At 71.6% G+C, this 11,632-nt stretch carries 12 protein-coding genes and 1 pseudogene; 6 read left to right on the top strand and 7 right to left on the bottom strand.

Annotated features, from left to right (window positions below):
* Nucleotides 1-80: 80 nt before the first annotated feature.
* Nucleotides 81-272: pseudogene (locus tag H3C53_11460) on the bottom strand (FmdB family transcriptional regulator).
* Nucleotides 273-365: 93 nt separating this feature from the next.
* Between H3C53_11460 and H3C53_11455 the strand changes: the two are divergent.
* Genes H3C53_11455 through H3C53_11440 form a run of 4 tightly spaced genes read left to right on the top strand, consistent with a single transcriptional unit; the run spans nucleotide 366 to nucleotide 4,035 of the window.
* Nucleotides 366-1,370 carry an NAD(P)-dependent glycerol-3-phosphate dehydrogenase gene (locus H3C53_11455; protein ID MBW7917283.1) on the top strand — a complete coding sequence of 335 codons (1,005 nt, stop codon included), beginning with the start codon at nucleotides 366-368 and terminating at the stop codon, nucleotides 1,368-1,370.
* Entirely contained in the window at nucleotides 1,367-2,278 is a 912-nt protein-coding gene (locus tag H3C53_11450) for an ABC transporter ATP-binding protein (protein MBW7917282.1), read from the top strand. The genes H3C53_11455 and H3C53_11450 overlap by 4 nt, the downstream gene beginning before the upstream one ends.
* Nucleotides 2,275-3,225, top strand: coding sequence for an ABC transporter permease (locus tag H3C53_11445; GenBank protein MBW7917281.1), 951 nt, complete (start codon nucleotides 2,275-2,277; stop codon nucleotides 3,223-3,225). Before H3C53_11450 ends, H3C53_11445 begins: the two co-directional genes overlap by 4 nt.
* Before the next feature lie 51 nt (nucleotides 3,226-3,276).
* Nucleotides 3,277-4,035, top strand: coding sequence for a TerC family protein (locus H3C53_11440; protein MBW7917280.1), 759 nt, complete (start codon nucleotides 3,277-3,279; stop codon nucleotides 4,033-4,035).
* Nucleotides 4,036-4,071: 36 nt separating this feature from the next.
* Here the strand turns inward: H3C53_11440 and H3C53_11435 are convergent, their stop codons facing one another.
* Nucleotides 4,072-5,004, bottom strand: coding sequence for a GGDEF domain-containing protein (locus tag H3C53_11435; protein ID MBW7917279.1), 933 nt, complete (start codon nucleotides 5,002-5,004; stop codon nucleotides 4,072-4,074).
* Between the two features lie 94 nt (nucleotides 5,005-5,098).
* Nucleotides 5,099-5,947 (bottom strand): sulfurtransferase, encoded by an 849-nt coding sequence (locus tag H3C53_11430; protein MBW7917278.1) that lies wholly within the window; start codon nucleotides 5,945-5,947, stop codon nucleotides 5,099-5,101.
* Nucleotides 5,948-5,989: 42 nt separating this feature from the next.
* On the opposite strand from H3C53_11430, the gene H3C53_11425 reads away from it, so the two are divergent.
* On the top strand, nucleotides 5,990-6,859 hold the full coding sequence (locus H3C53_11425) for an RNA methyltransferase (protein MBW7917277.1): 870 nt from the start codon (nucleotides 5,990-5,992) through the stop codon (nucleotides 6,857-6,859).
* Here H3C53_11425 and H3C53_11420 read toward each other — a convergent pair.
* Nucleotides 6,839-7,171: a response regulator gene (locus H3C53_11420; GenBank protein ID MBW7917276.1), complete on the bottom strand. Its 333-nt coding sequence runs from the start codon at nucleotides 7,169-7,171 to the stop codon at nucleotides 6,839-6,841. The two genes, H3C53_11425 and H3C53_11420, sit on opposite strands and share 21 nt — an antisense overlap.
* 147 nt (nucleotides 7,172-7,318) lie before the next feature.
* Here H3C53_11420 and mscL point away from each other — a divergent pair, with 147 nt between their 5' ends.
* Nucleotides 7,319-7,744, top strand: a complete 426-nt coding sequence (gene mscL / locus H3C53_11415) for a large conductance mechanosensitive channel protein MscL (GenBank protein MBW7917275.1) — start codon at nucleotides 7,319-7,321, stop codon at nucleotides 7,742-7,744.
* Here mscL and H3C53_11410 read toward each other — a convergent pair whose 3' ends face one another.
* The 3 genes from H3C53_11410 to H3C53_11400 form a co-directional block, all read right to left on the bottom strand.
* Complete coding sequence (locus H3C53_11410) at nucleotides 7,745-9,601, bottom strand: DUF3084 domain-containing protein (GenBank protein ID MBW7917274.1); 1,857 nt, start codon at nucleotides 9,599-9,601, stop codon at nucleotides 7,745-7,747.
* A 45-nt stretch (nucleotides 9,602-9,646) separates the two neighbouring features.
* Nucleotides 9,647-10,420, bottom strand: coding sequence for an LPS export ABC transporter ATP-binding protein (gene lptB / locus H3C53_11405; GenBank protein MBW7917273.1), 774 nt, complete (start codon nucleotides 10,418-10,420; stop codon nucleotides 9,647-9,649).
* A 158-nt stretch (nucleotides 10,421-10,578) separates the two neighbouring features.
* Nucleotides 10,579-11,632 (bottom strand): 2-oxo acid dehydrogenase subunit E2 (locus H3C53_11400; GenBank protein ID MBW7917272.1); only part of this gene is annotated, 1,054 nt, incomplete at its 5' end.

The following is an 11,632-nucleotide window of genomic DNA, read 5'->3' as shown; positions in this document are numbered from 1 at the left end:
CCGGGTTCCTTGCCGGCGCCGCCGGCGTCGTGGCCGCCACCCGCGTCGGCCGGCGCGGCGGTCGCGCCGTGGGCGCCATGCTTGCCGGCCGCGCCCTTGCGCGTGTCGTTGACGTAGAAGCCGCTGCCCTTGAACGCGATGCCCACCGGCTGGATGAGCCGCTTCACCGGCTGGCCCGTCTCGGGGTGCACCGTGAGGGCGTCGTCCGTTATCCTCTGCTCGTACTCGAACGTCTCCCCCGTCATCAGGTTGCGATACAGGTAGGTAGGCATCTTCCCTCCGCCTGGCCCCAGCGGCGGGCGCGGCGAGCGCGGCCGCTGTCGGGCAACGGGAGCAACCTTATCACCAGTTGGTAGCCTGTGCCCGTGTCACGCAACTCACCCTCGCACCCCCGACTGGCCGTCCTCGGCGCCGGCGCCTGGGGCACGGTCATAGCCTCCCTGCTGGCGCGCAACGGTCACGAGGTCGTCCTCTGGGCGCAGCGTCAGGCTCAGGCCGCGGCCATCGCCGCCACGGGCCGCAACGACCAGTACCTGCCAGGCACGCCGCTCGGGCCGCTCGTGCGCGCCACCGGCGACCTGGCCGAGGCCCTCGCCGGCGCTCCCCTCGCGTTCCTCGCCGTTCCGTCCCGCGCCTTCCGGCAACTCGGGGAGTCCATCAGGCGCAGCGGCCTGCCTGCGGCGCTCGTGAACTGCTCCAAGGGGCTCGAGGTCGCCACCTTCAAGCGCCTGTCGCAGGTCCTCGCCGAGTCGCTGCCCTCCACCCCGCTGGCCGTGCTGTCGGGTCCCAACCTGGCGGGCGAGATCGCGGCGGGGAAGCCGGCCGCGACCACGGTGGCCAGCGCGGACGCCGGGTTGGCCGGGCGCGTGCAGGCGCTGTTGCAGCAGCCGACGTTCCGCGTCTACACGAGCAGCGACGTCGTCGGGGTCGAGGTGGCGGGCGCCATGAAGAACGTCATCGCCCTCGCCTGCGGCGTGAGCGACGGCCTCGGTCTCGGCGACAACACGAAGGCCACGCTGATCACCCGCGGCCTGGCCGAGATCGTGCGCCTGGGCACCAGCCTCGGGGGCCGCGCCGCGACGTTCTACGGCCTGGCGGGCGTCGGCGACCTCGTCGCCACCTGCGCCTCTGACTCGTCGCGCAACCACCGGGCGGGCGTGAGCCTCGCGCATGGCGCGACGCTGGCCGACCTCGAGGCCAGCGGCATGACCGCCGAAGGCGTACCCACCGTCGAGGCGGTGCACCGCGCCGGCCCGACTCACCGGATCGACCTGCCCATCAGCCGCGAGGTACACGCCGTCGTCTTCGGCGGCAAGCACCCCCGCGACGCCATCCAGAGCCTGATGACCAGGGAGGGGAAGGCAGAATGATCGCCATCTCGGCCAACGGGTTGACCAAACGTTACGGCCGCGCCGCCGCCGTGTCCGACCTCAGCTTCGAGGTCACGCAGGGCGAGATCGTGGGCTTCCTCGGCCCGAACGGCGCGGGCAAGACGACCACGTTGCGAATGCTCGCCGGCCTCGTCAAGCCCAGCGCCGGCACCTGCACCGTGCTCGGCGCCGCCGTGCCCGGACCCACCCTCAGGCGCGTGGGGACGATGATCGAGGAACCCAGCTTCTACCCCTACCTGACCGGGCGCGACAACCTCACGCACGCCGCCCTGCTCCACGGCGACGTGCCCCGCTCCCGGGTCGACGAGGTGCTCGAGTTCGTCCAACTGCAAGACGCCGCCCGCAAGCGGGTGAGGGCGTACTCGCAGGGCATGCGGCAGCGCCTCGCCCTGGCGCGCGCGCTGCTCTGGCGGCCGCAGGTGCTGCTGCTCGACGAGCCGACCAACGGCCTCGACCCCACGGGCATCGCCGAGTTCCGCGAGTCCCTCAGGGCCGTGGCGACGGAGGGCGCCACCGTCCTCGTCTCGAGCCACATCCTCGCCGAGGTCCAGAAGCTCGTCGACCGCGTCCTGGCCATCGACAAGGGCGTGCTGCGCTTCGACGGGACGCTGACCCAACTGCTCAACCGCATGGACGGTCAACGGGTCCGCTACTCAGTGCGGGCGACCGACCAGGCCGCGCTCGCCGCGGCGCTGACGGCTCTCGGCTACGACTTCGAGCCGCGCGGCTCCGACGGCGCCGAGGCCCAGGTGCCGCGCGACCGCGCCGACGACCTCGTGTCCGACCTGGCGGCGCACGGCGTCAAGGTGGTGGCCGCCGCCGTGCACGGCGACGACCTCGAGGCCGCCTACCTCAGGCTCGTCGATCCCGCCGGGAGGCCAGCATGAACCAGTTCTCGAACGTCGTCCGGGCCGAGGCCTTCAAGGTGGTGAGGAAACGGCGCCTCTACGTGTTGGCGGCGCTCTACTGGGTGCTGCTCCCGGCGTTGGCGCTGGTGGTGGCGCGTGTGCTCCACACGACGCTGACGGGCTCCTTCGCCGACGACGGCCGCGTCGTCGACCAGACACTGCAGCTCTTCGCGTCGCCCCTCGGCCTCGTGCGCCTGGCGCTCGCCGGGCCCGCCTACACGAGCCCCACCCTCTACATCGTCGCCGTCACCCTCGTCGCCGCCCTGCTCATCGGCGACGAGCGTTCACAGAACATGTGGAAGACGGTCCTGGTGGTGCAGCCGTCGCGCGTGGCAGTCATGAGCGGCAAGGTCTTCGTGGCGTTGGCGGCCCTCGCGACCCTCATGGCCGGTGCGGCCGTCTCCGGGTTCCTGTTCGGGCTCGTGGGCACCACCTTCCTGCCCACCCGCCTGGAGGGCGACTGGCTACCCCTGCTCGGCCTCTACGGCCTGCAGGCGGCTCAGCTCCTGGCGCCCGTGCTCCTGGCGTTCCTGCTCATCACGCTCGTCCGGTCCGGGGTCCTCGGGGTGGTCATGGTGCTGTTCCTCCCCGGCCTCCTCGAGACGCTCTACGCCGTCATCAACACCATCTCGCAGGTCCAGCCCCTCAACCGCTTCAACGCCGTCTTCCAGGCCATCCGCCTGCAGGCGGCGTGGAAGGCGCTGCCCGAGTACTTCTTCACCGCCAACCTCTACGCGCCCGGGCGCGCACCCGCCGCCGCCTGGTTCAAGGAGCTCAGTGCCGGGGAGGCGGGCGACCTCGGGCCGCTGGCGGGACTCCTCGGCACCGGCCTCACGCTCGGCCACTCGGCGCTGGTCATGGCGGGCTACGCGCTCCTGTTCGGGGTGCTGCTCTACTGGTGGTTCCTCCGGCGCGACGTCGATTGAGTCACGGCGCGCCGCTTGCGTTGGCGGCCCGCTGGCCCGAGAATCGGGGGCATGGAATGGCTCACGAGTCCGCAAGCCTGGGTGGCGCTCGCGTCGCTGACCGTCCTCGAGATCGTCCTCGGGATCGACAACATCGTCTTCATCTCCATCCTGTCGGGGAAGCTACCGCCGGAGCAGCAGCAGCGGACCCGGCTGGTCGGGTTGGCGCTGGCCATGATCACGCGCGTCGGGCTGCTCTTCTCCATCTCGTGGCTCACGGGCCTGACGGCGACGCTCTTCGAGGTGTTCGGCATGGAGATAAGCGGCCGCGACCTCGTGTTCCTCGTGGGCGGGGTGTTCCTGATCTTCAAGGCGACGCAGGAGATCCACGAGCGGCTCGAGGGGCCGCACGCAGCGCACGCGTCCACGACGAAGGCGGCCGCGTCCTTCGCGGGGGTCGTGACCCAGATCGTCCTCTTGGACATCGTCTTCTCGCTGGACTCCGTCATCACGGCGGTCGGGATGGCGGACCACCTCGGCGTGATGGTGACGGCCGTGATCGTGGCGGTCGTGGTCATGATGGTGTCCGTCAACGCCGTGGCGGGGTTCGTCGAGCGCCACCCGACCGTGAAGATGCTCGCGCTGTCGTTCCTGCTCCTCATCGGCACGACGTTGGTGGCGGACGGGCTCGGTCAGCACGTGCCCAAGGGGTACGTCTACTTCGCCATGGGGTTCAGCATCATGGTGGAACTCTTCAACCTGCGGGCGCGCGCCGTGCGGCAGCCGGTCTCCCTCTACGAGCGCGGGCCCAGGTCGGACCCGCCGGCCTGACGCGCCGGCGCGGCGCGCCCCGACGCTGGGCGCGCGTCAGTGGTGCGTGCGGCGCCGCTTCTGTTCGTACATGCGAGCGTCGGCCCGGCTGACCAGCGCCTCGAACGACTCGGCGTCGTCCGGGTACAGGGCCGCACCGACGCTGGCCGAGAGCCTCACGGCGCCGCTCTCGAGGTGGATGGGCTCCTCCACCGCCTCGATGAGGCGTCCCGTGACGCTGTCGACGGCCGTCAGGTCGCCCCCGGCGAGGAGGACCGCGAACTCGTCGCCGCCGAGTCGCGCCACCATCTCGTCGGGCCGCACCTTGGCCGTGAGGCGCTGACCGATGATGCTCAGCACCTGGTCGCCGACCTCGTGGCCGTACGTGTCGTTCACGGCCTTGAACCCGTTCAGGTCGAAGTAGAGGAGGGCCATCTGCACGCCGCGGCGGCGCAGGACCCAGAACCGCGTCTTCAGGTGGCGGCGGTTGGCGAGGCCGGTGAGGTCGTCGCGGTTGAGCAGCTCGACTGCCTGGTGAAGCACCGACTTGTAGTGAGTGATGCTACGGAACTGCACGACGAGGTAATCCTCGTCGACGGGGATCACGGTCACGGCGTACCAGGTCAGGTTCTCGCGCGGGTCGCGCGCGCCCGGCTCCTCCGTCACCTCCTTGGCGCGGTTCAGGACCTGTTCGAACTCCTGCACGCGCCTGGTGACGTGCGCCGTGACGAGGCGCCTGAACACGCGCGGGTCGAAGGCGCCGGCGCGCACGGCCCTGGCGGACCTGCCGACGACGTCGGCCGCCACTATGCCAAGCGCGGTCGCGGCGCTCTCGTTGAGGTCGCACCACTGGAAGTCGTCGAGGCGACCGGCTTCGCTCCGCAGCGCCTTGAAGAGCGCCATGCCGTGGGGCGCGCCGTGGAAGTAGCCCCGCCACAGCCGCTCGGCCGGGAGGTTCACGGTCGGTTCGACGCTGACCCTGCTCTCCATGACTTCACTCATGATAATCACCGTTCGCTCACACGGTGGCGCAGGGGGCGAACCGCTTGCCGACGACCGGCCCAACCGCGTCAGGCGGCAGCGGTCAACCCTCCTCGTCTCCGGTGGCGACCGGCAGGTCGTAAGACGACCAATCGCTCCAGGAGCCCGCGTACAGCTTCGCCCCAGGGTAACCCGCCAACTCCAGCGCGAGCACCAGATGCGCACCACTCACGCCCGACCCGCAGTACGCCACGACCGTCTCTCGCGTGGCCGCCACCGCCAGGCGCTCACGCAGGGTGGCGGTGGGCGCGAAGCGCCCGTTCAGCATGTCGGCGGCGTAATGGAGGTTCACTGCGCCCGGGATGTGACCGGCCTTGGGATCGAGCGGCTCCGTCTCGCCGCGGTAGCGCTCGGGGGCCCGGGCGTCGACGATGAGAACGTCGCTCGACCCGAGCGCGCCCTTCACGAAGCCGACGTCCACCACCATGTCGGGGCGCAGCGAGAGCTTGAAGGGGCGCGGCGCGGGCGGCGGGCCCGGCGGCACGAGCCGCCCGCCGCCGGCCAGGTAGGCGTTCAGCCCGCCGTCGAGGAACCGCACGTCGGTCAGACCCGCGTACCTGAGCAGCCACCACGCCCGCGCGGCGTACATGTCGCCCCCGTCATCGAACACGACCACCGGGTCGTCGTTCCCTATGCCCATGGCACCGAGCCGCGCCGCGAAGCCCTCCATGTCGGGCAGCGGGTGACGGCCGCCGTGGCGTCCCACGGGCCCGGCCAGGTGCTTGTCGAGGTCGAGGTGGACCGCGCCCGGCAGGGTGCCCCTGGCGTACGCGGCCTCGCCGTAGGCGGGGTCCATGAGCTGGAAGCGGGCGTCGACGAGCCGGGGCGCGGGCCCGGGGCCGGCCAAGAGGCGCGCGAGCTCCTCGGGCGACACGAGATGTTCGGAGGTCATGCGGCCGAGTGTACAACCCGTCCCGCTGCATATGATGCCGCCATGACCGTCAGGCACGTCGACAGCACGGCGAACCCCCTGGTCAAGGAGCTGGCGGGGCTGAAGCAGCGCCGCGCGCGCGAGCGGAGCGGGACCTTCCTCGTGGAGGGCGTCCGCGAGGCGCGGCGGGCGTTGGCGGCCGGCGTGAGGCCGCGGCTGCTCGTGACATCCCCCGCCCTGCTGGAGGCCAGCTTGGCGCGCGAGCTGTCGGCACAGGCCGTTGCCGCCGGGGCAGAGCTCGTCACCTTCGGGGAAGCGGCCTTCCGCCGTGTGAGCCTGCGCGAGCACCCGGACGGGGCCCTGCTCCTGGCGGAGACGCGGCGCTTGACCCCCGCCCAAGTGAGCCTGGGTCCGGGGGCCCTGGCGCTGGTGCTCGTCGGGTTGGAGAAGCCGGGCAACGTGGGCGCCCTGTTGCGGAGCGCGGACGCCGTGGGCGTCGACGCCGTCTTCCTCTGTCCCGACGTGCTGGAGGCGGGCGCCCCGGGGGGCGAGGTTGTCGCCGGCGCGGGTCGCTCGGCGGCGGTCGGCGTGGACCTGGAGAGCCCCAACGTCGTCAGGGCGGCGATGGGCAGCTCGTTCGCCTTGCCGGTCGGGGTCGGCAGCGCGGACCAGGTGGTCGCGGCCCTGCGCGCGGCCGGGGCGAAGCTGGTAGCGACCGCGCCCGGCGCTGCCAGGCGCCACTGGGACGCCGACTTGCGTGGCGGCGTGGCGTTGATCCTAGGGCGCGAACACGACGGACTGAGCCCCTGGTGGTCGGCCCGGGTCGACGAGACGATCGGGCTCCCCATGCGCGCCGAGGCCGCGGACAGCCTCAACGTGTCGGTGGCCGGTGCGGTCCTCCTCTACGAGGCGTTACGGCAGCGGACCGGGTGATCTGGCCTCGAGGAGGTCGCGCACCGTGGCGCGGAAGTCCTTGCCCTCGAGCGGCTTGAACACGATGCGATCGGCGTGCGACATGCGCGCCTGCGTGACGATGCTGTCGTCGCGGTAGGCGGTCAGCATGATGACGGGGACGTCCTTCAGGCGCGGGGTGCGCTTCATGCGGTGGCAGACCTCGGCGCCCGTCAGGTGCGGCATCTGGTAGTCGAGGATGGCCAGGTCCGGGGTGTTGTCCTTCAGGTAGTCGAGGGCGGCCTTGCCGTCGCCGACGGCGACCACCTCGTAGCCGTCCACGCTCAGCAACATGTCGAGGACGAGCCGTTGACCTTCGGCGTCGTCGGCCACGAGAATCGTCGACCCTCTAACCGTGCTCACCACCCAAGCTTAGTCGATTGGGGGCGCGGGGGGGGGGCGGGCGGAGTAGACTCTCCCTCGACTACCTCAGGAGGCGACATGCTGAAAGAGTTCCGCGACTTCATCAACCGTGGCAACGTGCTCGACCTGGCCGTGGCCGTCATCATAGGCGGGGCGTTCGGCGCCATCACGAGCTCGCTGGTCAACGAGGTGATCATGCCGATCATCGGCCTCATCCTGGGCGGCGTCGACTTCAGCAACCTCGGCATCATCATGCGAGGCGCCGACCAGTACGCGAGCGTGGCGGAGGCCGTCGCCGCCGGCGCCCCCGTCATCCAGTACGGCGCCTTCATAAACACCGTCATCAACTTCCTGCTCATCGCCCTCGTGCTCTTCTTCATCGTCAAGGCGTTCAACGACATGAAGAAGAAGTTCGAGAAGCCGGCCCCGGCTCCCGCTCCGGCCGCGCCTAGCGCCGAGGTGCAGCTGCTCACGGAGATCCGCGACGCCCTCAAGCAGAAGTGATCAGTAGAGGATCATGAGCTCCAGCTTCGCCGGGCCGGCGCGCCACACGGCCTCCGTCGCCACGAAGCCGATGGTGACCGGCCCGGTGAGCCGCAATAGCAGGCTGGTGAACATGTCCTCCGTGACCGCCCCGAAGTCCGGCAGCTGGCCGTCGTCGAGCCCGGCACGGCGGAGCTTGCGCACGGCGTCGGCCTTCAGTTGAGCGATGGCCGCCCGGATCTCGTCCTGGCTGGCGGGCAGGGCGGCCGAGCCCATGTGCATGCCGTGGCTGACGATCAGTTGCCCCGCCCCGAACAGTTCCGTGTTCTCGATGGCCTCGACAAGGACGTCGATGGTGGAGCTGATCTGGTTGCTCGGCGAGATGAGCCGCACCAGGTCGGAGCCCGGCGTCTGGCCGATGACGTCCACCAGGGCGTTGAACTGCTCGCTGGTCACCCTGAGGCGCTCGACGCCGCGGCGCGCCACGAAGGCAGTCGCCTCGTTGATGAAGGCGGCCAGCTCGTCGCGGATGGCGGCCGGTTCCTGCGCGCGGACGGCGCCCGAGTAGATGAGCTGGTCCTTCACGAAGTAGACCTCGCCCCCCTCGAAGCGCTGGAACTCCTGCTGCAGCTCGGCGAGGTCGCGCGCCTGCGCCTCGACCTCGCGCTGCAGTTCGTCGACGGTCCCCTGCAGCTCTAGCACGGACGCGTTGCGCTGCCTGATCTCGGCCTCCAGCCTGTCGTTCAGCTCGCTCAGCGAGTTGTTCTGAAGCTGGATGCGGGCGTTCTCCGTCACCAGCGCGTCGTTGGCGTTCGTCAGGCCGCGGTTCTCGTCGCGCAGGCCCTGCGCCTGGAGCCGCAGGTCGTTGGCGTTGGCCTCTAGCACGGCGACCTCGCTGCTCAGCTCGTCGAGACGCTCTGCGAGCTCGGCGCGCTGCAACAGGGCCTCGTCGCGAGCGGCCTGGGCGCTGTCGCGGTCCGCGAGCGCGGCGTCGCGGTCGGTCAGGGCGGCGTCCCGGTCCTGCAGCGCCGCAGCGCGGTCGGCGAGGGCCGTCTCGCGCGCCGACTGAGCGGTCGCCAGCTCGGCTTGCGCCTCCGTGACCTGGTTCTCGGCCTGCGCGAGCCGGAACTGCACGTCTACCAACGCGGCCTGCATGCCGGCGAGCTGGTCGTTGGCGTCCCGCAGCTGCCCCCGCGCCTCGGCGAGCCCCTGCTCGAGCTCAGCGGCCTCGGTCGTGGCCGCCGCGGCGGCCACGCGCGCGGCCTCGGCCTCCGCGAGGGCACGGTCGCGGTCGCCGCGCGCCGCGGTGAGCGCCGCGGTCACCTCGGTCACCATCGCCTGGGTGTCCTTCAATCGCTCCTCGGCCGACGCCACCTCGGCGTCGGCGCGCGCCACGCGCTCCTCGGCCTCCGCGACCTGCAGGGCCAGGGCGTCGCGTTGCTCGGTCAACGACTCGCGCTCGGCCAGGGCGGCGTCGCGTGCCTCGAGCGCGGCGTCTCGCTGCCCCTCGGCCGTTGTGATGGTCTCCTGCGCGCGCTCGAGCTGCGCCCTGAGCTCGGCGAGCTGCTGGTTGGCGTCAGCGACGTTCTGGCTCAGCACGCGCTCCTGGGCCCGCAGCTGGTTGAGCTCGTCCAGCGTGCGTTGCACGTTGAGGAGCGTCCGGGTGGCGTTCTGGAACGCCAGCGCCAGGACGCCGATGGTGGTGAGCATGATGAGGATGCCCGACAGGACGCCGACGACCTGGCCCGTGGTCCGCGGCCGCGCTCCGAACAGGCTCAGGCGGCGCCTGCCGACGTACGTGCCGAGGCGGTCGCCCAGGTAGGCGATCACGCCCGCCAGCACGACGAGCATCAGCACGAGCAGGCTGATGAGGGTCACTGTGCCCCCTCCGTCGGTCTGGCGTGAGGCATCCTCGACGCGCCCCTAGAGCTGGAACTCGTTGCCGAGGTAGTAGGTGCGGACGTCCGGGTCGGCCGCGAACGCGTCCGGCGTGCCGTCGAAGCGCACGCGCCCGTCGAACATGAGCACGACCCGGTCGGCGATGGCGAGCGTCTCTCGCACGCTGTGGTCGGTGAGGAGCACGCCGAGCCCGCGCCGGTCCCTGAGGTCGTGAACGATCGACTGGATCTCGCGGATCGACTTGGGGTCGACCCCCGTGAACGGCTCGTCGAGCAGGAGGAAGTCGGGGTCCACCGTCAGGCTCCTGGCGATCTCGAGGCGGCGTCGCTCACCGCCCGAGAGCGTGTCGGCGCGGCTCTTCGCGAGGTGGGCGATGTGGAACTCCTCGAGGAGCGCCTGGGCGCGTTCCTCCTGCTCCGCGCGGGTCAGGCCCTGGAACTCGAGGATGGCGAGGAGGTTGTCGATGACGCTGAGGCGCCTGAAGGCGCTGGGCTCCTGCGCGAGGTAACCGAGACCGGCGCGAGCGCGGCGGTGCATGGGCCAGTTGGTCACGTCGTTGCCGCCCAGCACGATCCGGCCGGCGTTGGGCCGCACGAACCCGACGACCATGTAGAAGCTGGTGGTCTTCCCCGCCCCGTTGGGTCCGAGCAGGGCGACGATCTCGCCGCGGCGCAGCACCAGGTCGACGCCGTCGACCACCTTGCGCCTGCCGTAGCGCTTCACCAGGCCGCTCGCCCTCAGCTCCACCCCGACGGGCGCCGGGTTCACGCCGTTGGGGACGCTGTAAACGCCTGGCATACCTGGGCATGCTAGCACGCGTGGGCGTGAGAGCCGGGTGAACCTTCTCCGTCAGCCGCGCGCGTGCGCCTCGGTCGAGCGGCGCGGGCGGCCCCGGAACGTGGCGCGGCGGGCCTCTAACGAGGAGGCCCGCCGCGTCAGAGCGCCCCTGGCCGGGGTCAGCCCTCCAGGGCCACCAGGAACGGCTCCTCGAGCGCGCCGCACACCCAGCGCAGGAAGCGCGCCGCGGCGGCGCCGTCGATCAGCCGGTGGTCGTAGGTGAGCGCCAGCGGCATCAGCAGCCGCGCCTCGAACGTCCCGGTCTCGCGGCTCCACACGGGCTCGTGGCTGGCGCGCGAGACGCCGAGGATGGCCACGTCCGGCGGGTTGACGATGGGCGTGAAGGCGTGACCACCGATGCCGCCGAGGTTGGAGATCGAGAAGTTGCCGCCCTGCATCTCGTCGGGGGTCAGCTTGCGGTCGCGCGCCTTCACGGCCAGCTCGCCAAGCTCGACCGACAGCTCGATGAGGTTCTTGCGATCGGCGCCCTTGATGACGGGCACGAGCAGGCCCGCGTCGGTGTCCACCGCCACGCCCACGTTGACGTACTGCTTGTGCACGATCTCCTGGCTGGCGAGGTCGATGCTGGCGTTGAAGTCGGGGAACCGCCGCAACGCCCCCGCCACGACCTTGAGCAGGATGGCGGTGGGCGTGAGCTTGCCGCCTGCCGCCTCCACCTTCGGCTGGTAACGCTTGCGGATGAGCTCGAGCTCGGTGATGTCGGCCTTGTCGAAGTGGGTGACCATCGGGACGGTCGCCCAGGCGGTGGTCATGGAGCGCACCGTGGCCTTGCGGATCCCGCTCATGGGCGTCCTCACGACCGCGCCCCAGCGGCCGAAGTCCGGTAGCGGCGCGGCACCGGCCTGGACGCCGGCGGGGGCGCCTGTCGCGGTGGCCGGCGCGGCGGCCGCGGGCCCCGGTGTTGGGGCGGCGGTGGCGGCGTCGGCGAAGGCCCGCACGTCGGCGGCGGAGATGCGGCCGAGGGCGCCGGTGCCGGTGACGCGCTGCAGGTCGACGCCGAGTTCCCGGGCCAACCGGCGCACGGACGGCGCGGCGGGCACGAGCCCGCCGTTGGGCTCCGCGCCGGCGGCGGGCCCCGCGTCGGGCCCCGCGTCGGGCCCCGCGTCGGGCCCCCTCGTGGAGGCCGGAACGGCGGCGGCGCCCGTTGCGGCC

Source organism: Trueperaceae bacterium (assembly GCA_019454765.1).
GTDB lineage: Bacteria > Deinococcota > Deinococci > Deinococcales > Trueperaceae > JAAYYF01.
Note: the sequence above shows the minus strand (reverse complement) of the source record. Positions and strands in the feature narration are given on the sequence as shown.

Coding starts and splice junctions, on each gene's coding strand:
- H3C53_11450 (MBW7917282.1), top strand. CDS start 1,367: ATGATCGCCATCTCGGCCAACGGGTTGACCAAACGTTACGGCCGCGCC.
- H3C53_11445 (MBW7917281.1), top strand. CDS start 2,275: ATGAACCAGTTCTCGAACGTCGTCCGGGCCGAGGCCTTCAAGGTGGTG.
- H3C53_11440 (MBW7917280.1), top strand. CDS start 3,277: ATGGAATGGCTCACGAGTCCGCAAGCCTGGGTGGCGCTCGCGTCGCTG.
- H3C53_11435 (MBW7917279.1), bottom strand. CDS start 5,004: ATGGAGAGCAGGGTCAGCGTCGAACCGACCGTGAACCTCCCGGCCGAG.
- H3C53_11430 (MBW7917278.1), bottom strand. CDS start 5,947: ATGACCTCCGAACATCTCGTGTCGCCCGAGGAGCTCGCGCGCCTCTTG.
- H3C53_11425 (MBW7917277.1), top strand. CDS start 5,990: ATGACCGTCAGGCACGTCGACAGCACGGCGAACCCCCTGGTCAAGGAG.
- H3C53_11420 (MBW7917276.1), bottom strand. CDS start 7,171: ATGTTGCTGAGCGTGGACGGCTACGAGGTGGTCGCCGTCGGCGACGGC.
- mscL (MBW7917275.1), top strand. CDS start 7,319: ATGCTGAAAGAGTTCCGCGACTTCATCAACCGTGGCAACGTGCTCGAC.
- lptB (MBW7917273.1), bottom strand. CDS start 10,420: ATGCCAGGCGTTTACAGCGTCCCCAACGGCGTGAACCCGGCGCCCGTC.